General features: G+C 30.2%; 21 protein-coding genes and 1 riboswitch. Of the genes, 20 read left to right on the forward strand and 1 reads right to left on the reverse strand.

The annotated features are described in order from the left end of the window. Positions 1-449 precede the first annotated feature (449 nt). The 11 genes from IR151_RS01780 (at position 450) to IR151_RS01830 (ending at position 13,078) form a co-directional block, all read left to right on the forward strand. Positions 450-2,144 (forward strand): M3 family oligoendopeptidase, encoded by a 1,695-nt coding sequence (locus IR151_RS01780; protein ID WP_227432678.1) that lies wholly within the window; start codon positions 450-452, stop codon positions 2,142-2,144. A gap of 319 nt (positions 2,145-2,463) precedes the next feature. Next, positions 2,464-2,574, forward strand: a riboswitch (glycine riboswitch). 103 nt (positions 2,575-2,677) lie between these two features. Then, complete coding sequence (locus IR151_RS01785; protein ID WP_227432679.1) at positions 2,678-3,049, forward strand: GrdX family protein; 372 nt, start codon at positions 2,678-2,680, stop codon at positions 3,047-3,049. A 97-nt stretch (positions 3,050-3,146) separates the two neighbouring features. Next, positions 3,147-4,094 carry a thioredoxin-disulfide reductase gene (gene trxB, locus IR151_RS01790; protein WP_227432680.1) on the forward strand — a complete coding sequence of 316 codons (948 nt, stop codon included), beginning with the start codon at positions 3,147-3,149 and terminating at the stop codon, positions 4,092-4,094. A 76-nt stretch (positions 4,095-4,170) separates the two neighbouring features. Next, positions 4,171-4,488, forward strand: coding sequence for a thioredoxin TrxA (trxA, locus tag IR151_RS01795; RefSeq protein ID WP_227432681.1), 318 nt, complete (start codon positions 4,171-4,173; stop codon positions 4,486-4,488). Positions 4,489-4,756: 268 nt separating this feature from the next. Then, positions 4,757-6,043 (forward strand): glycine/sarcosine/betaine reductase component B subunit, encoded by a 1,287-nt coding sequence (locus IR151_RS01800; protein ID WP_227432682.1) that lies wholly within the window; start codon positions 4,757-4,759, stop codon positions 6,041-6,043. A 134-nt stretch (positions 6,044-6,177) separates the two neighbouring features. Beyond that, positions 6,178-6,651, forward strand: a complete 474-nt coding sequence (gene grdA, locus IR151_RS01805) for a glycine/sarcosine/betaine reductase complex selenoprotein A (RefSeq protein ID WP_227432683.1) — start codon at positions 6,178-6,180, stop codon at positions 6,649-6,651. A 31-nt stretch (positions 6,652-6,682) separates the two neighbouring features. Continuing rightward, the gene (gene grdB / locus IR151_RS01810; RefSeq protein WP_227432684.1) at positions 6,683-7,993 is read left to right on the forward strand and encodes a glycine reductase complex selenoprotein B; all 1,311 of its coding nucleotides are present in this window, start codon (positions 6,683-6,685) and stop codon (positions 7,991-7,993) included. A 247-nt stretch (positions 7,994-8,240) separates the two neighbouring features. Then, entirely contained in the window at positions 8,241-9,773 is a 1,533-nt protein-coding gene (gene grdC / locus IR151_RS01815) for a glycine/sarcosine/betaine reductase complex component C subunit beta (protein ID WP_227432685.1), read from the forward strand. 10 nt (positions 9,774-9,783) lie between these two features. Further along, positions 9,784-10,929 carry a glycine/sarcosine/betaine reductase complex component C subunit alpha gene (grdD, locus tag IR151_RS01820; protein ID WP_227432686.1) on the forward strand — a complete coding sequence of 382 codons (1,146 nt, stop codon included), beginning with the start codon at positions 9,784-9,786 and terminating at the stop codon, positions 10,927-10,929. 347 nt (positions 10,930-11,276) lie between these two features. Beyond that, positions 11,277-12,356, forward strand: coding sequence for a M24 family metallopeptidase (locus IR151_RS01825; RefSeq protein ID WP_227432687.1), 1,080 nt, complete (start codon positions 11,277-11,279; stop codon positions 12,354-12,356). A 113-nt stretch (positions 12,357-12,469) separates the two neighbouring features. Next, positions 12,470-13,078, forward strand: coding sequence for a hypothetical protein (locus IR151_RS01830; protein ID WP_227432688.1), 609 nt, complete (start codon positions 12,470-12,472; stop codon positions 13,076-13,078). Positions 13,079-13,264: 186 nt separating this feature from the next. On the opposite strand, the gene IR151_RS01835 is transcribed toward IR151_RS01830, so the two are convergent. After that, positions 13,265-14,137, reverse strand: coding sequence for a LysR family transcriptional regulator (locus IR151_RS01835; protein WP_227432689.1), 873 nt, complete (start codon positions 14,135-14,137; stop codon positions 13,265-13,267). A 427-nt stretch (positions 14,138-14,564) separates the two neighbouring features. Between IR151_RS01835 and IR151_RS01840 the strand changes: the two genes are divergently transcribed. The 9 genes from IR151_RS01840 to IR151_RS01880 all read left to right on the forward strand — a co-directional run bounded on the left by IR151_RS01840 (position 14,565) and on the right by IR151_RS01880 (position 26,019). After that, complete coding sequence (locus IR151_RS01840; RefSeq protein ID WP_227432690.1) at positions 14,565-15,968, forward strand: hypothetical protein; 1,404 nt, start codon at positions 14,565-14,567, stop codon at positions 15,966-15,968. A gap of 26 nt (positions 15,969-15,994) precedes the next feature. Continuing rightward, positions 15,995-17,539, forward strand: coding sequence for an acetyl-CoA hydrolase/transferase family protein (locus tag IR151_RS01845; protein WP_227432691.1), 1,545 nt, complete (start codon positions 15,995-15,997; stop codon positions 17,537-17,539). A 31-nt stretch (positions 17,540-17,570) separates the two neighbouring features. Continuing rightward, the gene (locus IR151_RS01850; protein ID WP_227432692.1) at positions 17,571-18,962 is read left to right on the forward strand and encodes an aldehyde dehydrogenase family protein; all 1,392 of its coding nucleotides are present in this window, start codon (positions 17,571-17,573) and stop codon (positions 18,960-18,962) included. Positions 18,963-19,156: 194 nt separating this feature from the next. Then, complete coding sequence (gene abfD / locus IR151_RS01855) at positions 19,157-20,653, forward strand: 4-hydroxyphenylacetate 3-hydroxylase family protein (RefSeq protein WP_227432693.1); 1,497 nt, start codon at positions 19,157-19,159, stop codon at positions 20,651-20,653. Between the two features lie 142 nt (positions 20,654-20,795). Beyond that, complete coding sequence (locus IR151_RS01860; RefSeq protein WP_227432694.1) at positions 20,796-21,071, forward strand: hypothetical protein; 276 nt, start codon at positions 20,796-20,798, stop codon at positions 21,069-21,071. Between the two features lie 16 nt (positions 21,072-21,087). Next, positions 21,088-22,404, forward strand: a complete 1,317-nt coding sequence (locus IR151_RS01865) for an acetyl-CoA hydrolase/transferase family protein (RefSeq protein ID WP_413926662.1) — start codon at positions 21,088-21,090, stop codon at positions 22,402-22,404. A 19-nt stretch (positions 22,405-22,423) separates the two neighbouring features. Then, positions 22,424-23,542: a 4-hydroxybutyrate dehydrogenase gene (locus IR151_RS01870; RefSeq protein ID WP_227432696.1), complete on the forward strand. Its 1,119-nt coding sequence runs from the start codon at positions 22,424-22,426 to the stop codon at positions 23,540-23,542. A gap of 283 nt (positions 23,543-23,825) precedes the next feature. Continuing rightward, positions 23,826-24,743 carry a 5-bromo-4-chloroindolyl phosphate hydrolysis family protein gene (locus IR151_RS01875; protein ID WP_227432697.1) on the forward strand — a complete coding sequence of 306 codons (918 nt, stop codon included), beginning with the start codon at positions 23,826-23,828 and terminating at the stop codon, positions 24,741-24,743. 118 nt (positions 24,744-24,861) lie between these two features. Next, positions 24,862-26,019 carry a toxic anion resistance protein gene (locus IR151_RS01880; protein WP_227432698.1) on the forward strand — a complete coding sequence of 386 codons (1,158 nt, stop codon included), beginning with the start codon at positions 24,862-24,864 and terminating at the stop codon, positions 26,017-26,019. Positions 26,020-26,031 lie beyond the last annotated feature (12 nt).

The raw sequence follows: 26,031 nt of genomic DNA on the forward strand, positions 1-26,031 counted from the left end.
TGTTGAACAAAATTTCAGTAGAAAATTTAATGTGTATATTATTATACCAAGAGATAAGCAATTTAGAAAGTTTAATAGTATTAATTTTTTGATAAAATTATTACTTATATAACATACTTATGTAAAATTGTATCTTTTATGAGTGTATAAAAGTTAACTATAAAAAATGGCATCGTTTGCATTTTGATGTAGAGATAAGCTTATACTATAAAGGTTAATAGTTTTATATGAAAGCTTTATTAAAGTTTGTATAGTAATTAGTTTTATTCTATAAAATATTGTAATTACAATAATCATATGTTATTATTCAACATGATTATAATGTAAATATTACTCAAAATAATAATTTATAAAGTCATAGTAGTATGTAATACATGTAAATAATAGCATGTAATGCATATAAAACTATATTTATAAATAAAGAACAAATTTATAAAGGAGAGTTTTAAATGAAGTTTTCAGAGTTTAAGTATGAAAGACCAAATTATGATAGTATAAAAAAAGAGTTTTTAAAGTGTGTAGAGGAAATAGATAATTCTTGTTGTTATGATGAACAACAAGAAAATATACATAAAATTAATTTTTTGAGAAATAAAATAGAAACGTTGTCAAACATAGCATCTATAAGATACAGTATAAATACTCTTAATAAACTCTATCAAGAGGAAAAAAAATATTGGGACGAATACATGCCTTTATATGAAGAATTAAATTCATATTTTTATAATGTTATAGTAAATTCTAAATTTAAATCTAATTTAAAAAAAGAATTTGGAGAACAATTTTTTACAATAGTGGATTATTCTTTAAAAAGTTTTTCTAAAGAGATAATAAAGGAATTACAAGAAGAAAATAAATTGTGTTCAGAGTATACTAAACTTTTAGCATCTGCACAGATAATGTTTGAAGGAGAAGAAAGAAACTTATCTGGAATGGGAATGTTTATGTGTTCTAAGTCTAGAAAAACAAGGGAATTAGCGAATAAGGCATATTATAATTTCTTTGAAGAAAATGAACCTAAATTTGATGATATATTTGATAAATTAGTTAAACTGAGAGATAAAATAGCAAAAAAACTAGGTTTTAAAAACTTTGTAGAGCTTGGATATATTAGAATGATGAGAAGTAACTACAGAGAAGATAGGATTGAAAATTTTAGAAAACAAGTATTAAAATATATTGTACCACTGGCTGATGAACTTTATGAAAAGCAAGCTAAGAGAACCGGTCTAGAATCTTTGAGTTACATAGATGAAGGCTTAGAATTTTTAACAGGAAATCCAACGTTAAAGGGCAATTCAGAATACATAATTGAAAATGGAAAAAGAATGTATGCTGAATTATCTAAAGAAACTGGTGAATTTTTTAATTTTATGTTAGAAAACGAACTTATGGATTTAGAAACAAAGAAAGGAAAAGGGGCTGGTGGGTACTGTACTTATATACCAGACTACAAGGCGCCATTTATTTTTTCTAACTTTAATCAAACATCTGATGATATAGATGTATTGACACATGAGGCAGGTCATGCATTTCAATTGTATATGTCCAGATGGATTGAAATGCCAGAGATTAATTTTCCTACACTGGATAGTTGCGAAATTCATTCAATGAGTATGGAATTTATAACATGGCCATGGATGGAGTTATTTTTTAAGGAAGACACAGATAAATACAAGTTTACTCATTTATCATCTGCAATTAAATTTATACCTTATGGAGTAGTTGTTGATGAATTTCAGCATTATATTTATAAAAATCCTAATATTGACAAATCAAAAAGAAAAGAAATATGGAGGTTTTTAGAGAAAAAATACTTACCACATAGAAAGTATGATGATAATTCTTTTTTAGAACGAGGTTGCTGGTGGTTTAAACAAGGTCACATATTTAAAAATCCTTTTTACTATATAGATTATGCATTAGCTCAAATTTGTGCATTACAATTTTGGAAAAAAATGATTAAAGACAAAGACTCTGGATGGAATGACTATATAAACATCTGTAAAGTAGGTGGAACAAAGTCATTTTTAGATATTGTAAGTATAGGAAATCTATATTCTCCATTTGACAATGATTGTATAAAATCTGTTATAGGTGATGTGAAATCATGGTTTGATGAAATAAATGACATCAATTTGTAAAAAATTATGAGAAATTTGTTCTCCCAGCTTAAGAATTAAAAACATATATCTTTCTTACAAAAATGATTATGTTTTTAATCAATATGAAATAATAAACCAAAAAAGATTTGTACTTAAAAAAAAAAGAAAATACAGGAAATATGTAATATCAACATTTGGAAAAAAAAGTAAAAATGTATACAAAATACATATAAAAAAACTATTGCAAATTTTATAGAATGTTTATATACTTAAGTCAACAGAGATAGAAAAAAGCTATTTATAAAAATAAAAAGATAAATTGCTAACTTTTCAATTTTCTGAAAATATAATAATCCGGGGGAAGAGTATGGGAGACTGCTTTATAAAAAGCGACCGAAGGGACAAATTTAATCTTACATACCCAGAAGATTAAATGAAATTCTCAGGTAAAGATGACTGTACTTGGACGGGTCTCTGAAAATGATTTTAACAGGGAAGACAAATTGGGAGATTTGTTTTTCCTGTTTTTTATTTATCGAGCAATAAATAAAAATTTGAAAGAGAGTAAAAAAATGATAATAATCACAAATAATCCAAAAGTAAAAGAAGAAGTTCAAGACAGAGAAGTTTTATTTAAAGATACAACTTATATTGGAATCTTAGAAACAAGTAGAGATTTGATACATGAAGGATATGAACTTTTATCTCATCCACTATATGGGAGTGTAAAACCAAATGAGACACCTTATAGAACAGTTATACTAAAACAAGGAAATCGTTTGGATATAAACTCTTTAACCTTAATTGAAGAAGCAATCATAACTGCAAGTAAATTTCAGAATAATAAAAAGACTCCAGCATGGACAGAAAGCGTTCAAGATGATTTTAGAGTAATCGATTATGACATATTTTATAATACAATACAAAGAATGCAGTATGAATAAATGAATTTGTTAAAAAGTTATTAAAATAGCATAAATATTAAATCTGATTTAATATTAAATAAAAATTAAGAAATTTAATTGGGGAGGATAAGTCAAAATGGAAAATGTGTATGACTTAGTAATAATTGGTTCAGGACCAGCAGGGCTTGCAGCAGGTCTTTATGGAGCAAGAGCAAAGTTGAAAACTCTAATCCTAGAAAAAGATAAGACTGGTGGGCAAATTGTAATAACACATGAAATTGCAAATTATCCAGGGTCAGTTCCAAATGCAACAGGACCAAGTCTAATAGCTAGAATGGTTGAGCAATGTAAAGAGTTCGGAGCAGAAATGTTAAGAGACAACATTGTAGATACTGAACTAGATGGAGATATAAAAGTTTTAAAAGGACAAAAGGCAGAATATAGAGCAAAAGCAGTAATAATAGGAACAGGAGCAACACCAAGAAAAATTGGTTGCCCAGGAGAAAAAGAACTTACTGGTAAAGGGGTTTCATATTGTGCAACTTGTGATGCAGATTTCTTTGAAGACTTTGAAGTCTTTGTTGTAGGTGGAGGAGACAGTGCATTAGAGGAAGCAATGTATTTAACTAAGTTTGCTAGAAAAGTAACAATTGTACATAGAAGACAAGGATTTAGATGCGCTAAAAGTGTTGAAGAAAAAGCAAAGGCTAATCCAAAGATAGAGTTTTTACTAGATACAGTAATAGAAGAAATAAAAGGTGATGGAATATTAGAATCAGTTGTATTTAAGAATAAAGTTACTGGAGAAACTCATGAATACTTTGCAGATGAAGAGGATGGAACAATGGGAGTATTTGTTTTCGTTGGATTAGATGCTCAAACTGATTTATTCAAAGGCAAAGTTGATATGGATGAAAAAGGTTACATAATAACTGATGAAGACATGAGAACTAATATACCAGGTGTATTTGCAGCAGGTGATTGCAGATCTAAGACTCTAAGACAGGTTGTAACTGCAACTAACGATGGAGCAATTGCATCTATAGTAGCTGAAAAATATATTGATGAAAAGTTTGAAAACTAAAAAGCTATAAAGTAAAGTTAATGAATAATATTTAAAATATTAAAATAAAATAAAAATTTCAAGGGGGAACATGAAAATGTTAGATTTAGATAAAAGTACTTTTGATGAAGAAGTTTTAAACGCAGAAGGTTTTGTATTTGTTGATTTCTGGAGTGAAGGTTGTGAACCTTGTAAAGCTTTAATGCCAGATGTTCATAAATTAGCTGAAACTTATGGGGATAAAATAAAATTCTGTAAAATGGATACAACAAAAGCTAGAAGATTAGCGATAAAACAAAAAGTATTAGGACTTCCAACTATGGCTATATACAAAGATGGAGAAAAAGTAGACGAAGTTACTAAGGATGATGCTACAATTACTAATATAGAAGATATGATTAAAAAATATCTTTAATATATTGATACAATATTAACAAAAATAAAGAAAAAATCGATTTAAGTCTAGAAGTAAAATAAAAAGGATTTTTATGTCTTAGTTTGTTAAAAAAATAATTTTGGATAAAATATTTTTTTTACGATAAAGAATTTTTAGTAATAAAACAAATATCAAGACATAAAAACACAATATGAAAACATCTTTAAAATAAGTTAGAAAATATTGATATAACTTTGAGAAAAACTCAAATGCATATATACAAAATTAAATAACAGGAGGTGCAAGTATGCGTCTTGAATTAGGGAAAATCTTTATAAAAGATATTCAATTTGGTGATGTAACAGAAGTGAAAGATGGAGTATTATACATCAATAAGCAAGAGATGCTACAAGAAATTGGTGGAGATGAGCATATTAAGTCTATAGATATAGAATTAGCTCGTCCAGGTGAAAGCATAAGAATAACACCTGTAAAAGATGTTATTGAGCCAAGAGTAAAAGTTGAAGGTAATGGGGGAATATTCCCAGGTATCATGTCTAAGGTTGACACTGTAGGAGAAGGAAAAACTCATGCTTTAAAAGGTGTAGCTGTTGTAACTACTGGAAAGATAGTAGGTTTCCAAGAAGGTATAGTAGATATGACTGGAGAAGGGGCTAAATACACTCCATTTTCTAAATTAAATAATGTAGTAGTAGTAGCTGAACCTATTGATGGTTTAAAACAATACGCTCATGAGAAAGCTGTTAGAATGATAGGATTCAAAGCAGCAATGTATTTAGGAGAAGCAGCAAGAAATCTTACTCCAGACGAAGTTTCAGTGTATGAAACTAAACCTCTTCTTGAGTCAATAAAAGAGTATCCAGAACTTCCAAAAGTAGGATATGTTTACATGCTTCAAACTCAAGGATTATTACATGACACTTATGTATATGGTGTAGATGCAAAACAAATAGTACCAACTTTATTATATCCAACAGAATTAATGGACGGAGCAATTGTAAGTGGTAACTGTGTTTCTGCATGTGATAAAAATCCAAGTTATGTTCATATAAACAATGGAGTTGTTGAAGACTTATATGCAAGACATGGTAAAGATATAAATTTTGTAGGTGTAATTATAACTAATGAAAATGTTTACCTAGCAGATAAAGAAAGATCTTCAAACTGGACTTCTAAGTTATGTAAATACTTAGGATTAGACGCAGTTATAGTTTCACAAGAAGGTTTTGGAAATCCAGATACTGACCTTATAATGAACTGCAAAAAAATAGAAATGCAAGGTGTAAAAACAGTTATAGTTACAGATGAATATGCTGGACGTGATGGAGGTTCTCAATCACTTGCAGATGCAGATGTAAGAGCAGATGCTGTTGTAACAGGTGGAAATGCTAACCAAGTTGTAGTACTTCCTAAGTTAGATAAGGTAATTGGACACTTAGAAGTAGTAGATGTAATAGCTGGTGGTTCTGATGGAAGTTTAAAAGCTGATGGAACTATTGAAGTTGAAATACAAGCTATAACAGGTGCAACTAATGAAACAGGATTTGGTCATTTAACTGCTAAAGGATATTAAGAGTTATTTCATTAAACGATTTAGTAATATCATGATTGAGTAATATCAATTAAAAAGATTGTAAATAAATCTATCAAAACATAATGAATGTTATGGATATATAAATAATTAGAAATATAATGAGGAGGATTATTATGAGTTTACTTAGTAATAAAAAGGTTCTTATAATAGGTGACCGTGATGGTATACCAGGACCTGCAATAGAAGAATGTGTAAAAACAGTAGAAGGAGCAGAGGTTGTTTTCTCATCTACAGAATGCTTTGTCTGAACAGCTGCTGGGGCTATGGACTTAGAAAATCAAAACAGAGTTAAAGAAGCTGCTGATAAATTCGGAGCTGAAAATGTTGTGATTTTACTAGGTGCTGCTGAAGCCGAAGCTGCAGGTCTTGCAGCCGAAACAGTAACTGCGGGGGATCCAACTTTCGCTGGACCACTTGCTGGAGTTGCTTTAGGATTAAGTGTTTACCATGTTGTAGAGGAACAAATGAAAGAATTATTTGATGAAACTGTATATGAAGATCAAATAAGTATGATGGAAATGGTTTTAGAAGTTGAAGAAATAGCAGAAGAAATGTCTGGTATAAGAGAAGAATTTTGCAAATTTTAATGCCTAAAAGCAAAAGGGGTGAAACTAAGAGATGGGAAAACTAAGAGTAGTACATTATATTAATCAGTTCTTTGCTGGTATAGGTGGAGAAGAAAAAGCTGATACTAAGCCACATGTGGCAGAAACTTTACCTCCAATAAGTTTACAACTTGATAAATTATTAGGTGAAGATATTGAAGTAGTTGGTACAGTAGTGTGCGGAGACAGTTATTTCAATGAAAATATAGATAGCGCAAGTGAAGAAGTTTTAGCGATGATAAAAGGTTTTGAACCACAACTTTTTATAGCTGGGCCTGCCTTTAATGCTGGTAGATATGGGGTTGCTGCTGGAACAATAACTAAAGTTGTAAAAGATGCTTTAAGTATACCAGCTTTAACAGGTATGTACATTGAAAATCCAGGTGCAGATATGTTCAAAAAGGATGTTTATGTAGTAGAAACTTCTGATTCTGCAGCAGGTATGAGAAAAGCACTTCCTAAAATAGCTAAACTTGCAATAAAACTTGCTAAAGGTGAAGAAATTGGAACTCCTAAAGAAGAAGGATACATAGCTAGAGGAATAAGAGTTAACTACTTCCATGAAGACAGAGGTTCTAAGAGAGCTGTTGACATGTTAATTAAGAAAATAAAAGGCGAGTCATTTGAAACTGAATATCCAATGCCAAATTTTGATAGAGTTGACCCAAGTAATCCTGTAAAAGACTTATCAAAATGCAAAATAGCTTTAGTTACTTCTGGTGGTATAGTTCCTAAAGGAAATCCAGATAGAATAGAATCTTCTTCAGCTTCTAAATATGGAACTTATTCTATAGCAGGAGTTATGGATTTAACAGAAGAAACTTATGAAACTGCACATGGTGGATATGACCCAGTATATGCAAATTTAGATGCAGATAGAGTATTACCTGTTGATGTTCTTAGAGACTTAGAAAAAGAAGGTGTAATAGGAAAATTACATGAAACTTTCTACACAACTGTAGGTAATGGTACATCTGTTGCAAACTCTAAAAAATATGCTTCTGAAATTGGAGCAGCGTTGGTAGCTGATGGTGTAGATGCAGTAATCTTAACTTCTACATGAGGTACTTGTACTCGTTGCGGTGCAACGATGGTAAAAGAAATAGAAAAAACTGGACTTCCAGTAGTTCATATGTGTACAGTAGTACCTATTTCGTTAACAGTAGGGGCTAACAGAATAGTTCCAACTATAGCAATACCTCATCCACTTGGAAATCCAGCACTTGATCCTACAGAAGAAAAAGCCCTAAGAAGAGGCCTTGTAGAAAAAGCATTAAACGCTTTAACTACAGAAGTAGATGGTCAAACAGTATTTGAAAAATAAAAATAACACACACATATATTATATAGATAAAAATATAAACACACACTAAAAATAAAAAATAACTATACACAAAAAAATAATATAGATTTCATGAATGGGTAAATGTGAGTTATTCATTCATGAAATCTTAAAAAATACCAAAATACATAAAAAAAGAATAAAATATACAATAAAATAAAAATATAATAATTGAAGTCTTTAATGAAATTAAAATTAGGTGTTCATAAAATTTATGGAGGTGCACAAAATGACTTATCCAGTTTTAAAAGGGGCAGGCTATGTACTTATTCATACTCCAGATATGATAGTGCAAAATGGAAGTACTTGTACAGTTGAAAGAGCAACAAATCCAGATTCAGAATTTTTACAAGAAGTAGGTAATCATATAAGAAGTTATGAGGATGTAGTTAACTACATGCCAAATCAAGTTTACATAGGAAACAGAAGACCAGAAGAATTAAGAGATTTGCCAATGCCATGGTGTGAACAAAAAGTTGAGGGAACTAGAAATGGTAAATTTGGTGAAATAATGCCTCAAGATGAGTTTATAGCTTTAATGCAAATAAGTGATGCATTTGACTTAGTAAAGTTATCGCAAGAATTTATTGATGAAGTAAAACCAAAAATCGAAAATAACTACCCTGAAATTGCACCATTTGTAGGAAAATTAAAGGGTGATGATATAGAAGAAGGTAAGGAATTAGTAGCAACACACATAGCAGAAGGATTATACCATGATGGAAAATTCGTTGGCTATGTAAAAAGAGCACATGACGTAGATGTTAACTTAAATGCTCATACAATGTTTGAAAATTTAGTAGTAAAAGCATCTGGAGTTTTATCTGCTATTCAAATGCTAAGACATAGTAAAATAGACCCTGCTGAAATAGATTATGTTATTGAGTGTTCAGAAGAAGCTTGTGGAGATATAAACCAAAGAGGTGGAGGAAACTTTGCTAAATCAATAGCTGAAATAGCTGGACTTCAAAACGCAACTGGTTCTGATACAAGAGGATTTTGTGCAGCACCAACACATGCATTAATTCAAGCTGCAGCTTTAGTAAAATCTGGAATACACAAAAATGTAATGGTAGTAGCAGGTGGAGCAAGTGCTAAACTTGGAATGAATGCTAAAGACCATGTTAAAAAAGGCCTTCCTGTACTTGAAGATGTTGTTGGAGGATTTGCAGTACTTGTATCTGAAAATGATGGTGTAAACCCAGTTATAAGAACTGATTTAACAGGTAAGCATACAGTGGGAACTGGTTCTTCACCTCAAGCAGTTATGACAGCACTTATAACTTCAGGTCTTGATAGAGCTAATTTAAAAATAACAGATGTTGATGTATATTCAGTTGAAATGCAAAATCCAGATATAACTAAGCCAGCAGGAGCAGGAGATGTTCCAGAAGCAAACTACAAAATGATAGGTGCACTTGCTGTTAAGCGTGGAGACTTAGAGAAGAAAGAATTAAAAGATTTTGTGACTAATAAAGGATTACCAGGATGGGCACCAACTCAAGGACATATACCATCAGGAGCTCCTTATATAGGATTTTTAATAGATGATTTAACTACAGGAGATAGAAATAGAGCTATGATAGTTGGAAAAGGTAGTTTATTCTTAGGAAGAATGACTAATTTATTTGATGGAGTATCTTTTATAGCTGAAAGAAATACAGGTGTTACTGAAGAGACTTCAGGAATATCTAAAGATGAAATTAAGAAGATAATAGCTGAATCTATGAAAAAACTAGCATTAGATATGTTAGAAGAATAGGGGTGAGGATATGTCAAAAAAAGTAATCGCAGATGTATTCTTAGAAGTAGCTAATGCAATAGAAAGCGGCGAATTTGGCAAAAAAATAAGAATTGGTGTGACTACACTTGGAAGTGAACATGGTGTAGAGAACATGGTTAATGGTGCACACTTAGCAAAATCTAACTTATTTGATATAGTACTTATTGGTCCAAAAGTGGAAACTGACCTTGAAGTAGTTGAAGTTAATGATGAAAAAGAAATGCATGGAAAAATGGAAGAATTATTAGATTCAGGATATATAGATGCTTGTGTTACTATGCATTATAATTTTCCAATAGGAGTATCTACAGTAGGTAGAGTAATAACTCCAGCAAAAGGAAAAGAAATGATACTTGCAACAACAACAGGAACAAGTGCTACTAATAGAATAGAAGCAATGGTAAGAAATGCTATTTATGGTATTGCTACAGCTAAATCAATGGGAAATAAACATCCAAAAGTTGGAATACTTAATGTTGATGGAGCTAGACAAGTTGAAAAATGTTTAAAAGAGTTAAAAGATAATGGATATGATATAGAATTTGCAGATTCAATTAGAGCAGATGGTGGATGTGTTATGAGAGGTAATGATTTACTTGTAGGTGCACCTGATGTTATGGTTACTGATACATTATCTGGAAATATATTTATGAAAGTATTTTCTTCATATACTACAGGTGGAGACTATGAAGCTCAAGGCTTTGGGTATGGTCCTGGAGTAGGAGAAGACTATGATAGAAGAGTACTCATAGTATCAAGAGCATCAGGTTCTCCAGTAGTAGCTAATGCATTAAAATATGCTTATGATGTTGTAAAAGGAGAAATAAATAATATTGCAAGAAGTGAATTTACAAAAGTTAAAAGTGCAAAATTTGATGATATTATAGTTTCTCTTACTAAAAAAGAAGTTAAAGCTGAAAAAGTAGAAGTTAAAATGCCAGATAAAGAGGTTGTTACTCGTCAAATAGCTGGTGTTGATATAATGGACTTAGAAGATGCAGTATCTGAATTATGGAAAAATGGAATCTATGCTGAAAGTGGTATGGGTTGTACAGGGCCAATAGTTCTTGTAAATGATGCTAAAGGTGATTTAGCTGTTGAAACTTTAATCAAGGCTGGATACACTGCAAAATAAATATAAATTATACATGTAAATGAATAACATATAGTTATAGCCTTCTACGCTATAACTATATGTTATTTTTGTTACTCAACTTATATTATTTTTATTATCAAAGTAAGTATATAAAGATAATTAAATTTTTATAACTGATAAAACAGAAATAGCATGGGCTTTTATCATAGTAATATTTTTTTACTTATTTGTTGTTACTTATACTAAGTAAAAAATTAGTGGAAATGTATAAACAATATTAATAACATATGAAAAAATTTTAGAAATAAAGCATCTATAAGATAAAAAATAACATTATTAGTGGTATAATATAACTAAAGCAAAAATTATTTTTTGGAGGCAAAATCATGAGTAAAGTAGAAAAAGTAGTAGAATTGTTAGAAGCTAAAGGACTTGATGCATTATACTTAACAAAAAAAACAAATGTAAATTACATAAGTGGCTTTCCTGATGAAGAAGCATATGCAGTTATTTGTAAAGAGGGAAATTTTTTAGTTACTGATAGTAGATATATGGAGCTTGCTGAAAATGTTTGCAAAGGTTTTGAAATTATAAACTGGCATAATTTTGATAGAAGTGTGGCAAAAGCTGTAAAAAGTGTGTGTGATAAAGTAGGTATAAAAAAGCTTGGATTTGAAAGAACAAATATAATATTTGATAAATATGAAGAACTTAAAAATTTAGTTGAACAAGATGGAGGGGAATTGATACCTACAGAAAATATTGTAGAGACTCTTAGATATGTAAAGGATGAAGAAGAAATTAAAAATACAAGAAAAGCTTGTGAAATAGCTGATAAAGCATTAGAAGAGTTAGTTCCACATATAAAAGCTGGAGTTACTGAAATAGAATTAGCTACAAAACTAGAATATTTTATGAAAATGAATGGAGCTCAAAATATAGGATTTGAAACTATATTGATATCAGGAGCAAAAACTTCATTGCTTCATGGTAAACCAAGTGACAAGGTTATAGAAAATGGTGACTTTGTACTTGTAGATTATGGAGCTATGTACAATGGATATATTTCTGATACAACTAGAACTTTTATAGTTGGAGAAGCATCTGAAAAACAATTAGAGATTTATAATTTAGTTAAAGAAGCACAAGATGTTGGAGTTGAAAACATGAAGGCTGGTGTACATGCTACAATTCCAGATGCAGAAATAAGAAAAGTTGTTAAGAAATATGAAGATTACTATTATCAAGGGATAGGACATGGGGTTGGAAGAGATGTTCATGAAGAACCTTTTATTGGTAATTATGGTGATAAAACAATAGAAGAAGGATGTATAATAACAATGGAACCAGGTATTTATTTCCCAGGATGGGGAGGAGTTAGAATAGAAGATACTGTTTTAATTACAAAAAATGGACCTGAAAGATTAACTAAATTCCCTAAAGATTTGATGATTTTAGACAAATAATTTAATTTTTATATAATTTTTTACACAAAATAATATTGTAATCTCACCATTAAGCTCTCTCTACATATCTTAGTAAAGAGGGCTTAATTTTATTATGTGAGGTGATAATATCTATGAATAAAAAACATAAGTTTATGAAAAACATAAAAAAAGCCTGGTACAAAATTAAATTGATAGATAGATGTCTTATAATTGTTATGGCAATACTCATGTTTGAATCTATATACACATTGTTTGTCAATGAAGTTAACTCACAAGATACTACTACTATTGATGTAGTGATAAGAACTACTTCAGCAGCAATATTTGGATACTTTTTAAGTGCTAATTTTATAAGTAGAACTTCAAGAAAAGTTACAAATACTGATGCATATTCAAATATTTTTATAGATGATAATTCTTCTAATAACGGTCAAGTACCAAGTCAAAATAATATAATGAATGTGAAAAATACTATTGGATTTGAGTTAGAAAGTGACAATTATCAAAATAATGATAAAAAAGTGACTGTTAATAATGATGAAGAGATTGAAAAAGGAGAAACTAGTGAATTGCAAATTGTTATAGCTACTGTGATTTGTATAGTAGCATTAATAGTACTTTTTATTGTAAGAAATTTTACAACACCAGCAACAGCATCTATAGGAACTATTTCACAGATGAGAGATTTTGTCTCTGGATGCGTGGGTTTCTTGCTAGGTTGTCCAAGTAAACCCAATTAAAAATATGAGTATTAAAATAGGTAAAATTAATATTAAAGGTATCAGTATAATAATATTTAAGTTATGAATGTATATCATTGTAATTCTTTTGAGATAATATATTTTATTGTTATACTGATACTCAAAAATATTTATAATATTTATCAAAATATATATAATGCTGTATTTACATAATATGTAGAAATATTAATTTATATGAATAGAAGCCATATATTCAATAAAAAGTTTCATACTATGAGATATATATTGATGTTTTCTCCAAAGAACACCAATATTGGCAGTAATTGCACGTTCTAAAGGAATTGAACAGAGATTTTCGGTATTCTGGAATATTTCTTTATATAGTATCGTTGAAGCTAAATCATTTTCTAATAAATAACGAATAGTAGAAAGTTGATTTGAGTGTAAAATTATATTTGGTTTAACCTTCTCAAGTCTTTTTGTAATAATTTTGTAGTGATAAGAACCTTCAGATAGTATGACAAAAGGAATATTTTTCAACATATAGTTTGAAATAATGGACTGTTTTGCTAATTCATTTTTAGGATTTGTAACTAAATATAATTCTGTTTTATATATTGTTTTTGAATCTATATCATCATAAATATCACTATCAATTATACCAATGCAAAAATCAAGTGTAGATTCTTCAATCATTTTGGCACCCACAAAGGTTGGGACTTCAAAAATTTTAAGCTCAATATCTGGATAAATTACATTAAATCTAGGTAGTATTTTTGAAAGTAAAAAAGTACCTAAAACTGTAGGAATTCCTATTTTTAGAGATGCTTTTCTTTTTTTTCCTAAATCTAGTGCATCACTTTGAAAATCCTCAAATTGTCTCGTGAAATTTATTGCCTTATCTAAGAAAATCTTACCTTCAGGAGTTAAATCTATTTTATTACCTATTCTAAAAAAAAGTTCAAAACCGAGTTCCTTTTCCAATTCTTTAATAGCTAAGGTTATAGATGGTTGAGAAATATGAATACTTTCTGCTGCTTTAGTCATGTTTTTATATTTACAAACAGTTTGGAAATAATATAGATAATTTATGTTCATTGGTTAATAGTTCCTTTCATTTATGTAATTAGTGACAAGTATATAATTAACAACAATATAAGTTTTGTATATTATTGTAGAAAAATAGAATAGTTTTAAACTATCATATCATAAGTTTTTGATATTTTCAATCTATTAAGAATAGTGCTATTATTAAATTAACAAAAGATAATAGCTGACATAATTTAGGTAACAACTATTTAAAACCTAGTTATATCAATGAATATTAAAAATTTAACTATCTAAAAATAATTAGTATTTATGTAATTTAACTGTTAACTAAATTGTAACATAAAAAACTAATGTTAGAGGGATGAAATTTTTTTAATTAGAAATGTTAATTTAATAACAAGATATAATTTTGCAAAGTTTGCAAAGAGGGGAGAGATATATTTTTTAATAAATATCGTTAATTTAATAACAAAATATGAAAGGGAGTGGTTTGGTGAAATTTGAGTTAATGGATTTTTTAATGAACCCTTTTGTCCTTATGTTCGCTGCTGTAATTACAGGAATATTATTTGGAAAAATTAAATTTGGGAAGTTTAATTTTGGAGTGTCAGGAGCGTTATTTACAGGATTATTTATTGGATGGCTTGTGTATAGCTTAGGAAATTCAGTAATAGCAAAAGGAGAGACAGCAGCAGGGTATAAGGCAGCAACTATCATGATGGGCAATGGAATTATTTCTTCTGATTTCTTTGATTTTTTTCTAATTATATTTGTTGCAGCAGTTGGTTTATTGGCTGCTAAGGATATGAAAGCTGTACTTAAGAAGTATGGAGCTAGATTTGTAGTTTTAGGAGTGCTTATAACTTTTATAGGAGGCTCTATGACTTATGCAATGACTTTGCTATCAAGTAATAAAGGAAGTAGTGCATATGAGGTTTCTGGTGTTTATACAGGAGCACTAACAAGTTCTCCTGGTCTAGCTGCTGCTCTAGAAACAGCTGGTAAACATGCAGAAGATGTATCAAAAGAGTTTGAGAAAGCATCAATAAAAGATAAAAAAGAAATATTAAAAGTAGTTGATCCAGAGGGAAAATTGGATGTAGCTACAACTACATCACTAACTCAAGAGCAAATAGATAAGTATATCGCATATGCTGAAGCAGGTGTTGGTATAGGGCATGCAGTTGCCTATCCTTTTGGAGTATTAATAGTGATTTTAGGAGTAAATTTCCTTCCTAAAATATTTAGAATGGACCTTAGAGAAGAAAGAAGAAAATATGAAAAAGAAATGAAAGAAGCTAGAGATAGTGTTGGTGGTAAAACGATACCAGAAGTTCCATTTAATATAATAACATTTTTCTTAACATGTCTTGCCGGATATTTAGTTGGAGGAATACACGTGTTCATGGGACCATTAGGATACTTTACATTAGGGGCAACTGGTGGTTCTTTAATTGTATCTCTAATACTTGGATATATAGGCAAGATAGGTATAGTAAATTTCAGAATGGAAGAAAAAGTATTAAATATTCTAAAACAAATAGGGCTAGTATTTTTCTTAGCAATAGTTGGATTAAGATATGGTGGTAAAGTTGTTGATTCAATTATGACATCTGGGATGCATCTAGCTTTAGTAGCTACAGTAGTAGGAATTACAGCTATGATGATTGGATTTTTAGTTGGTAAGTATGTATTCAAACTAAATTGGATTTTATTATCTGGAGCTGTCTGTGGTGGTATGACATCAACACCAGGTCTTGGAGCTGCTGTTGATGCTCTTGATAGTGATGACCCAGCAGCAGGGTATGGTGCTACCTATCCATTTGCACTGTTAACTAAAGTTATATTGGTTATAGTTTTACACAAACTTCCAATGTAAATAAGATTTTATATGGGGGGATATTTATGAATAATGAAGGAGTATTTGAAGAATTAAGCGAAAGATTAAGAAATAAAAAGTTATGTGATTTAATTATGAATGCAGATGAAGCTGCTAAACTTATAAATAATGGGATGGTTGTTGGACTTAGTGGATTCACACCTTCAGGTTACCCAAAAGCAGTACCATTAGCGGTTTCAGAAAGGGTAAAAAGTGGAGAGAAGATAAAATTGACTGTATATTCAGGAGCATCTTTAGGACCAGAAGTAGATGGAGCATGGGCAGAAGCAGGAATAATTGAAAGAAGACTTCCTTATCAAACTAATTCAATACTTAGAAACAGTATTAATAAAGGTGATGTCAATTATATAGATATGCATCTAAGTCATTCTACTCAATTTTTAAACTATAAAACTATACCTAAAGTGGATGTAGCGATAATAGAAGCACTTGCCATAACTGAAAATGGAGATATTGTACCAACTAGTGGGATAGGAAATTCACCATCTTTTGTAAAAAGTGCAGACAAAGTAATTGTTGAAATAAATCTGGCAAAACCAATGGAGATGGAAGGTATGGCAGATATATATATTACAGAAAATCCGCCAAACAGGAAACCAATAGAAATAAATCATCCTAAAGATAGAATCGGAACGACATATATACCTTGTGGTTTAGATAAGATTGCAGGAATAGTAATCACTAATATGCAAGATAAAACACGTCCATTGGGTGTTGTAGATGAAGCTTCAAAAAAAATATCAAATAATATTATTGCATTTCTTAGAGAAGAAGTAAAATCAGGTAGATTGTCAAAAAATTTACTTCCTCTTCAATCTGGTGTAGGAAGTGTAGCAAATGCAGTTTTATATGGACTATGTGAATCTGAATTTGAGAATTTAACTTGTTATACAGAGGTTGTGCAGGACTCTATGTTGGACTTAATAAGAATAGGTAAAGTTACAATGGCATCAACTACATCTGTAAGCCCATCACCAGAAGGATTAATAAAATTTGAAAATGATATAGATTTCTTTAAAGATAAGATTATATTGAGACCTCAAGAGATTAGTAACAACCCAGAAATAGCTAGAAGAATTGGTGTAATTGCAATGAATACTGCAATTGAGGTTGATATTTATGGAAATGTAAACTCAACTCATATCATGGGTTCAAAGATGATGAATGGAATCGGTGGTTCTGGTGATTTTGCTAGAAATGGAGCCATAACTATATTTAGTACTGAATCAATTGCAAAAAATGGTGATATATCATCAATAGTACCTATGGTATCTCATGTAGACCACACTGAACATGATGTAATGGTAATTGTAACAGAACAAGGATATGCTGATTTAAGAGGTCTTGCACCTAGAGAAAGAGCTATTAAGATAATAGAAAATTGTGTTCATCCAGATTATAAAGATCAACTTATGGATTACCTAAATAGAGCATGTCAAAATGGAGCAAAACAAACTCCTCATATATTAGACGAAGCTTTATCATGGCATAGTAAATTTATGAGTACAGGTACAATGAAGAAGTCAGAAACTTTTGAAAGTGCATTATAAAAATATTTAATAAATTGGAGGAATATTAAAAATGGAAAAAGCAGTAGAAAACTTTGAAGATTTAAGCAAAGAATATATTAATGGATACATTGAGAGGGCTAGAAAAGCTCAAAGGGAGTTTGAATGTTATACTCAAGAACAAGTGGATAAAATAGTGAAGATAGTTGGAAAGGTAGTATACTATAACGCCGAATATTTAGCTAAACTTGCAGTAGAAGAAACTGGAATGGGTGTATATGAAGATAAAGTAGCTAAAAATAAAAGTAAAGCGAAAGTTATATATAATAATTTAAAAGATAAGAAATCAGTTGGTATAATTGATATAGATAGAGAAACAGGAATAACAAAAGTAGCTAAACCAATTGGAGTTGTAGCAGCAATAACTCCTTGTACAAATCCAATAGTTACACCTATGAGTAATGCCATGTTTGCATTAAAGGGAAGAAATGCAATTATTATAACACCACATCATAAAGCAATTGGATGTAGTACTAAGACTGTTGATATGATTAATGAAGAATTAGAAAAAATAGGAGCACCAGAAAATCTAATACAAATACTTGACCAACAATCAAGAGAAAATACGAGAAATTTAATTTCATCAGCAGATGTAGTAATTGCTACTGGTGGAATGGGAATGGTAAGAGCTGCATATTCAAGTGGAAAACCAGCTCTTGGTGTAGGAGCAGGAAATGTCCAATGTATTATAGACAGAGATGTAGATATTAAAGAAGCAGTACCTAAAATCATAGCTGGAAGAATATTTGATAATGGTATAATTTGCTCAGGTGAGCAATCAGTGATAGTGGCAGAAGAAATGTTTGATAAAATAATGGATGAATTTGAAAGTAACAAAGGATTTATAGTTAGAGATAATGCACAAAAAGAAGCTTTTAGAAATGCCATGTTTGTGAATAAATCTATGAATAAAGATGCAGTAGGACAATCAGTTCATGCAATCGCAAACATTGCAGGAGTTGAAATACCAAAAGATACAAAAATAATAGTAATAGAAGCAGATGGACCAGGTGAAGAAGACATACTTGCAAAAGAAAAAATGTGTCCAGTTATATCTGCATATAAGTATAAAGACTTTGAAGAAGGAGTAGCTATTGCAAAAGCAAATCTAAATGTAGAAGGAAAAGGACATAGTGTATCTATACATTCAAATACAATTAAGAACATAGAATATGCAGGAGAAAATATAGAAGTATCAAGATTTGTAATTAATCAATGTTGTGCTACAAGTGCTGGAGGAAGCTTCTTTAATGGTCTTGCACCTACAAATACCTTAGGTTGTGGTTCTTGGGGAAATAATAGTATTTCTGAAAATCTTGATTACAAACATTTAATTAATATTTCTAGAATTGCTTATTATATGCCAGAAAATGAAGTACCTACAGATGAAGAACTTTGGGGATAAAATTCAAATATAAAAAAGTATTCATTCTAAATTAAAATAGAAATATATTTTAATTTAGAATGAATCTAAACTAAAAATGAATTTAATTTAAAATATTGAAGTGAATTTAGAAGATTGAAAGACGAACAAAAGAAGGAAGTATTATAAATTAACATAAATAAAAATTATTATAAAAGAGAAGGAGTGGTTTTATTATGGCATTAATGACAGGAGCTCAATATATTGAAAGTTTGAGAAAATTAAATACTAAAGTTTATATGTTTGGTGAAGAGGTTAAAAATTGGGTTGACCATCCAATGATTAGACCATCTATAAATTGTGTAGCAGCTACTTATGATTTGGCACATGACCCAGAATATGCAGATTTAATGACAGTTACTTCAAATATTACAGGAGAAAAAATAAATAGATTTGGTCATCTTCATCAAAGTACTGATGATTTGATAAAAAAAGTTAAAATGCAAAGACTATGTGGCCAAAAAACAGCTTCTTGTTTCCAAAGATGTGTAGGTATGGATGCTTTTAATGCGGTATATTCAACAACATTTGAGTGCGACAAAGCGCATGGAACTAATTATCATGATAATTTTGTAAAATACTTAACTTATATACAAGAAAACGATTTAGTAGTTGATGGAGCTATGACTGACCCTAAGGGAGATAGAGCATTATCACCTAGTGCTCAACCTGACCCAGATATGTTCCTTCACATAGTTGAAAGAAGAGAAGATGGAATAGTGGTAAGAGGAGCAAAAGCACATCAAACTGGTTCAATAAATTCACATGAACATCTTATAATGCCTACTATAAGCATGACTGAAGCAGATAAAGACTATGCTGTATCATTTGCAGTTCCTTCAGATGCTGAAGGTGTGTTTATGATTTATGGAAGACAATCTTGTGATACTAGAAAATTAGAAGAGGGAGCAGATGTTGACTTAGGAAATAAAGAGTTTGGAGGTCAAGAAGCTCTAGTAGTATTTGATAATGTATTTGTTCCAAATGATAGAATCTTCTTATGCGGAGAGTGGGATTTCTCTGGTATGTTGGTAGAAAGATTTGCTGGATATCATAGACAAAGTTATGGTGGATGTAAAGTTGGAGTAGGTGATGTAATAATAGGAGCAGCAGCTTTAGCAGCTGATTACAATGGAGCAAACAAAGCTTCTCATATAAAAGATAAATTAATAGAAATGACTCACCTTAATGAAAGCTTATATTGTTGTGGTATAGCATGTTCATCAGAAGGACATAAGACAGAGGCTGGAAACTATCAAATAGATTTACTTCTTGCAAATGTATGTAAACAAAATGTAACTAGATTCCCTTATGAAATAGTGAGACTTGCAGAAGATATAGCTGGTGGGCTTATGGTTACTATGCCTTCAGAAAAAGACTTCAAGTCAGATTTAAAAGTTGGAACAAGTGGAATGACAATAGGTGAAGTATGTAATAAATATTTTAAAGCTTCTTCAGTAGCTTCAACAGAAGAAAGAATGAGAATATTAAGATTCTTAGAAAATATATGTCTTGGCTCATCTGCTGTTGGTTATAGAACTGAGTCAATGCATGGAGCAGGTTCACCACAGGCACAAAGAATAATGATTTCAAGACAAGGAAATATAAATCAGAAGAAAGAATTAGCTAAGACAATTGCAGGAATAAAAAAAGAAAAAGCTCTAAATTTATAAAAAGTTAATATATAAAAAAGTTGATATATAAATGGGAAAATATATTGACTTATACTAATTAATGAAAAAATATATCGTATAAGAATGATTATAAAGTAGTAGTTTGAGTTATAAAAAGAGATTTTAGAAGGAGAATTTACACATGACCTGTGGAGTTAGATTTTGTGGGGGCTGTAACCCTAGATACGAAAGAGGGAAGGCTCTAGCAATAATCAAAGAGCACTTTAATGGTAGAGTAGATTTTAGCGTAGCAGAAGAAGATGTAGAATATGATTTATTACTTATAATTGGAGGATGCACAACTTTATGTGCATCCTACCAACAATATAAAGTTAAGAAATCATATATTAAAATTTGGGATTTTAGTCATATAGAAAGAGCTATAAATATAATAGAATCAGCGATTTGTGAGGCTTAAATAAGAGTTAGATGGGGTGATTTCATTGAATTGGCGAGAATTGTATCAAAGTAAGTTATGTACTGCTATAGAGGCTGTAAAGCATATTAAAGATGGGGATACAGTAGTATTTGCACATTGTGTAGGTGAGCCTCCTGCACTAGTAGAGGCAATGATTGAAAATGCAAAACAGTATAAAAATGTTGAGATTAAGCATATGGTAAGTCTAGGCAGTGGTGGATATACTGGTGAGGGAATGGAAACTCACTTTAGAGTAAATCCAATGTTTGTAAGTGGAAATGTAAGAAAGGCAATTGAAAATGGAGATGGAGATTTTACTCCTGCATTCTTTCATGAAGTACCAAAATTAATTAGAGAGAAAAGATTAAAATGTGATGTTGTTTTAGCTCAGGTAACTCCACCAGATGAACATGGGTATTGTAGCCTAGGAACATCAGTTGATTATACTTATGAGGCTATTAAAACTGCTAAAACAGTAATTGTTCAAGTAAATGACCAATTTCCTAGAACTTATGGTGAAGTAGTTCATGTATCAGAGTTTGACTATATAGTTGAAAAGTCACAACCTTTATATGAACTGCAACCTGCTAAGATTGGAGAAGTAGAAGAAGCAATAGGTAAAAACTGTGCTTCTCTAATTGAAGATGGTTCTACTTTACAACTTGGAATTGGTGGAATTCCAGATGCAGTTATGCTATTTTTAACAGATAAAAAAGATTTAGGAATTCATTCAGAAATGATTTCAGATGGAACCCTAGCTCTCTATGAAAAAGGTGTTATAAATGGTAAATATAAAAATTTTGATAAAGAAAAAATGACAGTTACATTTTTAATGGGAACTAAAAAATTATATGATTTTGCTAATAATAACCCAGTAGTTGAAGTGAAACCTGTAGACTATGTAAATCATCCAGCAGTTATAATGAAACAACATAAAATGGTGTCTATAAATTCTGCTATACAAGTTGATTTGATGGGACAGGTAGTTGCAGAGGCAATGGGTCTTAGACAATTTAGTGGAGTTGGAGGTCAAGTTGACTTCATACGTGGAGTATCTATGGGAGAAGATGGAAAGGCAATTATAGCAATGCCTTCAATAACTACAAAAAAAGATGGGACAGTAATTTCAAAAATTGTCTCTATTGTGGATGAAGGTGCTCCTATAACAACATCTAGAAATGATATTGACTATGTTGTAACTGAGTATGGTATAGCAGAACTAAAAGGGAAATCTCTTAGAGAAAGGGCAAGAAATTTAATCAATATTGCTCATCCAAGTGTAAGAGAAAATCTAGCATTAGAGTTTGAAAAACGATTTAAGGAGAAATATTAATAGTAGAGGGGTGTTAAGTATGGAAGCACTTAGAGTAGTTCCAAAAATATTTTATTTTGATACATTTAAAGAATTCAATGAAGAATTTAAAATAGGAAAAAATGATTTAGTAATTACAAATGAATTTATATATGAACCATATATGAAGCCTCTTGGAATAGATACCAATCTAATTTTCCAAGAAAAATTTGGAACAGGTGAACCATCCGATGAAATGATAGATTCTATGACAAAAGAAATGAAGAAATACAATTTCGATAGAATTATCGCTTTTGGAGGAGGTACAATAGTTGATATATGCAAGATATTAGCACTTGATGTTCCAGAGAAGTCTATTGACTTATTTGAAGGAGAAGTAGCACCTAAAAAAGTAAAAGAATTGGTGGTAGTTCCTACAACATGTGGTACAGGAAGTGAAGTAACAAATGTAGCCATTGCAGAGTTAAAATCTAAGCATACTAAAAAGGGTCTTGCAGTAGAAGAAACTTATGCAGATTATGCAGTATTAATTCCAGAGTCAGTAAAAGGATTGCCTTATAAATTTTTTGTAACAAGTTCAGTGGACGCTCTTATACATGCTATTGAGTCTTATCTATCTCCAAAAGCAAGTCCATTTACAGAAATATATTCTTTACAGGCTATAAAAATGATTATGGATGGATATAAAAAGATTGTGGATAAAGGAGAAGAAGAGAGATTCAATCATCTTAAGGACTTTGTACTTGCATCAAACTATGCAGGAATTGCTTTTGGAAATGCTGGTTGTGCAGCAGTGCATGCTTTATCTTATTCGATAGGTGCAGCTTTCCATGTTGCACATGGGGAAGCAAATTATCAGTTCTTTACTGAAGTATTTAAGATGTACTCTAGAAAAAATCCTAATGGAAAGATTACGCAATGTACAAAAATTTTAGCAGATGCTCTTGAATGTGACTCTAATTGTGACGTTTATGGAGAATTAGAGAAATTCTTAAACAAATTAATAACTAAGAAAGCTCTAAGAGAGTATGGAATGGTAGAAAGTCAGATAGATGAATTTACTGATAGTACGATAGCCAATCAACAGAGATTACTTGCCAATAATTATGTAGAACTTAGTAGAGAAGAAATAAGAGAGATATTTGCAAATCTTTATTAATATAATTTTTTATTTGGATTAAGTATAGATGAGATAAATAATGATAATTATATAAATATAAAAAATGAGAGGGCTTAAATTTACTTAAAATTAAGTTCTCTTATTTTTGTATAGCATTAAATGTAAGTACATTTTTAGTTAGAAAATGTACTTACATTTAAGTCTATTACTTTATTTGAAATAATTTGTAGAATTTCAAATTCCTTGACAGTAATAAGTAAGTAATTGTATAATCAAACTGAAATATAATAATAATATTAGTAAAAATGAAAGGATATAAATCATGTATAAACCAGAGAATTTTTCTAAAAAATCTGTATTAATAAATTCGTTTTTAAGTAAGTTTTTGAAGATCGTTGGATGGGGTCTAGTAGGCTTATTTACACTATCAGCCTTAGTATTGTCAACTATTTCAATTATAATTGGATGGGCAGTTATACTTCCTATTCAAGTATGTGCTTTATTCTTAATAATAGGTGGAGTTTGTATTTTTAAAGGTAAAAGATTAGGAGACCAAATTTCTCGTTATAAAAAATACTGTACAATCATAAGTAATAAAAATATTATTCCAGTAGAACTTATTGCAGAAAGTACATCTAAATCACTAAAATTTATAATAAAAGATGTGCAAAAGATGATAGATAAAAATTACTTTATAAATACTTATATTGATAAAAGAAATAATCAAATTGTATTGACAAATGAAGATGGAGTTCCACCAACATATGAAGATGTAGTATATGAAGTTGAAGAAGATGAAGTTGAGAATAGCAATGAAGCTGATATGATTATTAAAAAGGGAATGGACTATCTGAGACAAATAAAAGAGGCTAATGAAAATATTAAATCAGAATCAATGTGCAAGAAAATTATACAAGTAGAAGATGTTACAAGTAAAATATTTGATGTTGTAAAACATGACCCATCAAAACTTATTCAGATACAAAAATTTATGGATTATTATATTCCAACTACTTTAAAGCTTTTAAATTCATATCATATATTGGAAGAACAAGGAATAGACAGAGAAAATATAACAACAACTATGGAAAGCATTGAAAGTACAATGAGTACAATTGTAGTGGCTTTTGAAAACCAACTGGATTCTCTATTTGAGGATGAAGCTATTGACATATCTACAGATATTACTGTTTTAGAAAATATGTTAGTTCAAGAGGGATTAACAGGTGGAAAGTTTTAACTGTAATATAAAAAATATTCTGTTATTTTTGAACAGTTAAGTAGTTATGAAGGATAAAAATATGTAAGATATAAGTATATAATTAGTACTTTATGAAGGAAGAGGAGAGAACTATAGAATGAATAATTTAGATGATATACCAGTTATGCCAACACTAACACTTGACCCATTTGGTGAAGAAACAAAAACAAATGATATAAATAATTCTGACCTATTAATGAAAAAGAATGAAAAAGACCCAGAAGAAGAAAAACTATCAGAAGCTGAGCGTAAAATGGTAAAAGAGTTTGCAGAAAAAATAGATATTACAAATACAAATATGATTTTGCAATATGGAGCTGGGGCTCAAAAAAAGGTAGCGGGATTTTCGGAAACCGCTTTAAAGAGTGTTAAAACTAGAGATTTAGGCGAAGTTGGTGATATGCTTACAAATCTAGTTACTGATTTAAAATCATTCTCAGCTGACGAAAAAGAACAAGGTGGTTTTTTAGGAATTTTTAAAAAGGCAAATAATAAAATTTCAAATTTAAAAACTAAGTATGATAGCGCAGAAGTAAATGTAGACAAAGTAAGTAAAGAACTTCAAAAGCATCAAGTTAAAATATTGAAAGATATAGCAATGCTTGATAAAATGTATGAATTAAACTTAGCTTATTCAAAAGAGCTTACAATGTATATTATAGCAGGGAAACAAAAGCTAAAAGATATGAAAGAAATTGAGATGCCAAAATTAAGAGAAAGAGCAAGTCTGTCTGGTTCAACAGAAGATGCTCAATCTGTAAACGATATGGTTTCACTTTGTGACAGATTTGAAAAGAAGATTCATGACTTAGAATTAACTAGAATGGTATCACTTCAAATGGCTCCACAGATAAGATTGGTTCAAAATAGCAATAATCTAATGGCAGAAAAAATTCAATCTACTATAGTAAATACTATTCCATTGTGGAAAAATCAAATAGTACTTGCTCTTGGAATATCTCATTTGAATCAAGCTATGAAAGCACAGCGTGAAGTTAGTAATATGACAAATGAACTTCTACTAAAGAATGCAGAGACATTGAAAATGGGAACAATAGAAACAGCCAAAGAATCAGAAAGAGGAATTGTAGATATAGATACAATTAAGAAAACTAATCAATCTTTAATATCAACTATTGATGAAGTAGTTAAGATACAAAATGATGGTAGAATAAAGAGACAGGAAGCAGAAGTTGAATTATCAAAAATAGAAAATGAACTTAAAAGTAAGCTTCTTGAATTTACAGTTAAATAATAACTCATAAAT

It is taken from the genome of Clostridioides sp. ES-S-0006-03 (genome assembly GCF_020662275.1).
Lineage (GTDB): Bacteria > Bacillota > Clostridia > Peptostreptococcales > Peptostreptococcaceae > Clostridioides.

Bases quoted from the DNA above. Each gene is read 5' to 3' on its own strand.
- IR151_RS01780 (WP_227432678.1), top strand. From the start codon at position 450: ATGAAGTTTTCAGAGTTTAAGTATGAAAGACCAAATTATGATAGTATA.
- IR151_RS01875 (WP_227432697.1), top strand. From the start codon at position 23,826: ATGTATAAACCAGAGAATTTTTCTAAAAAATCTGTATTAATAAATTCG.
- IR151_RS01850 (WP_227432692.1), top strand. From the start codon at position 17,571: ATGGAAAAAGCAGTAGAAAACTTTGAAGATTTAAGCAAAGAATATATT.
- abfD (WP_227432693.1), top strand. From the start codon at position 19,157: ATGGCATTAATGACAGGAGCTCAATATATTGAAAGTTTGAGAAAATTA.
- IR151_RS01825 (WP_227432687.1), top strand. From the start codon at position 11,277: ATGAGTAAAGTAGAAAAAGTAGTAGAATTGTTAGAAGCTAAAGGACTT.
- IR151_RS01840 (WP_227432690.1), top strand. From the start codon at position 14,565: ATGAAAGGGAGTGGTTTGGTGAAATTTGAGTTAATGGATTTTTTAATG.
- IR151_RS01835 (WP_227432689.1), bottom strand. From the start codon at position 14,137: ATGAACATAAATTATCTATATTATTTCCAAACTGTTTGTAAATATAAA.
- IR151_RS01830 (WP_227432688.1), top strand. From the start codon at position 12,470: ATGAATAAAAAACATAAGTTTATGAAAAACATAAAAAAAGCCTGGTAC.
- grdD (WP_227432686.1), top strand. From the start codon at position 9,784: ATGTCAAAAAAAGTAATCGCAGATGTATTCTTAGAAGTAGCTAATGCA.
- IR151_RS01785 (WP_227432679.1), top strand. From the start codon at position 2,678: ATGATAATAATCACAAATAATCCAAAAGTAAAAGAAGAAGTTCAAGAC.
- trxB (WP_227432680.1), top strand. From the start codon at position 3,147: ATGGAAAATGTGTATGACTTAGTAATAATTGGTTCAGGACCAGCAGGG.
- grdC (WP_227432685.1), top strand. From the start codon at position 8,241: ATGACTTATCCAGTTTTAAAAGGGGCAGGCTATGTACTTATTCATACT.
- trxA (WP_227432681.1), top strand. From the start codon at position 4,171: ATGTTAGATTTAGATAAAAGTACTTTTGATGAAGAAGTTTTAAACGCA.
- IR151_RS01800 (WP_227432682.1), top strand. From the start codon at position 4,757: ATGCGTCTTGAATTAGGGAAAATCTTTATAAAAGATATTCAATTTGGT.
- IR151_RS01845 (WP_227432691.1), top strand. From the start codon at position 15,995: ATGAATAATGAAGGAGTATTTGAAGAATTAAGCGAAAGATTAAGAAAT.
- IR151_RS01870 (WP_227432696.1), top strand. From the start codon at position 22,424: ATGGAAGCACTTAGAGTAGTTCCAAAAATATTTTATTTTGATACATTT.
- IR151_RS01880 (WP_227432698.1), top strand. From the start codon at position 24,862: ATGAATAATTTAGATGATATACCAGTTATGCCAACACTAACACTTGAC.
- IR151_RS01860 (WP_227432694.1), top strand. From the start codon at position 20,796: ATGACCTGTGGAGTTAGATTTTGTGGGGGCTGTAACCCTAGATACGAA.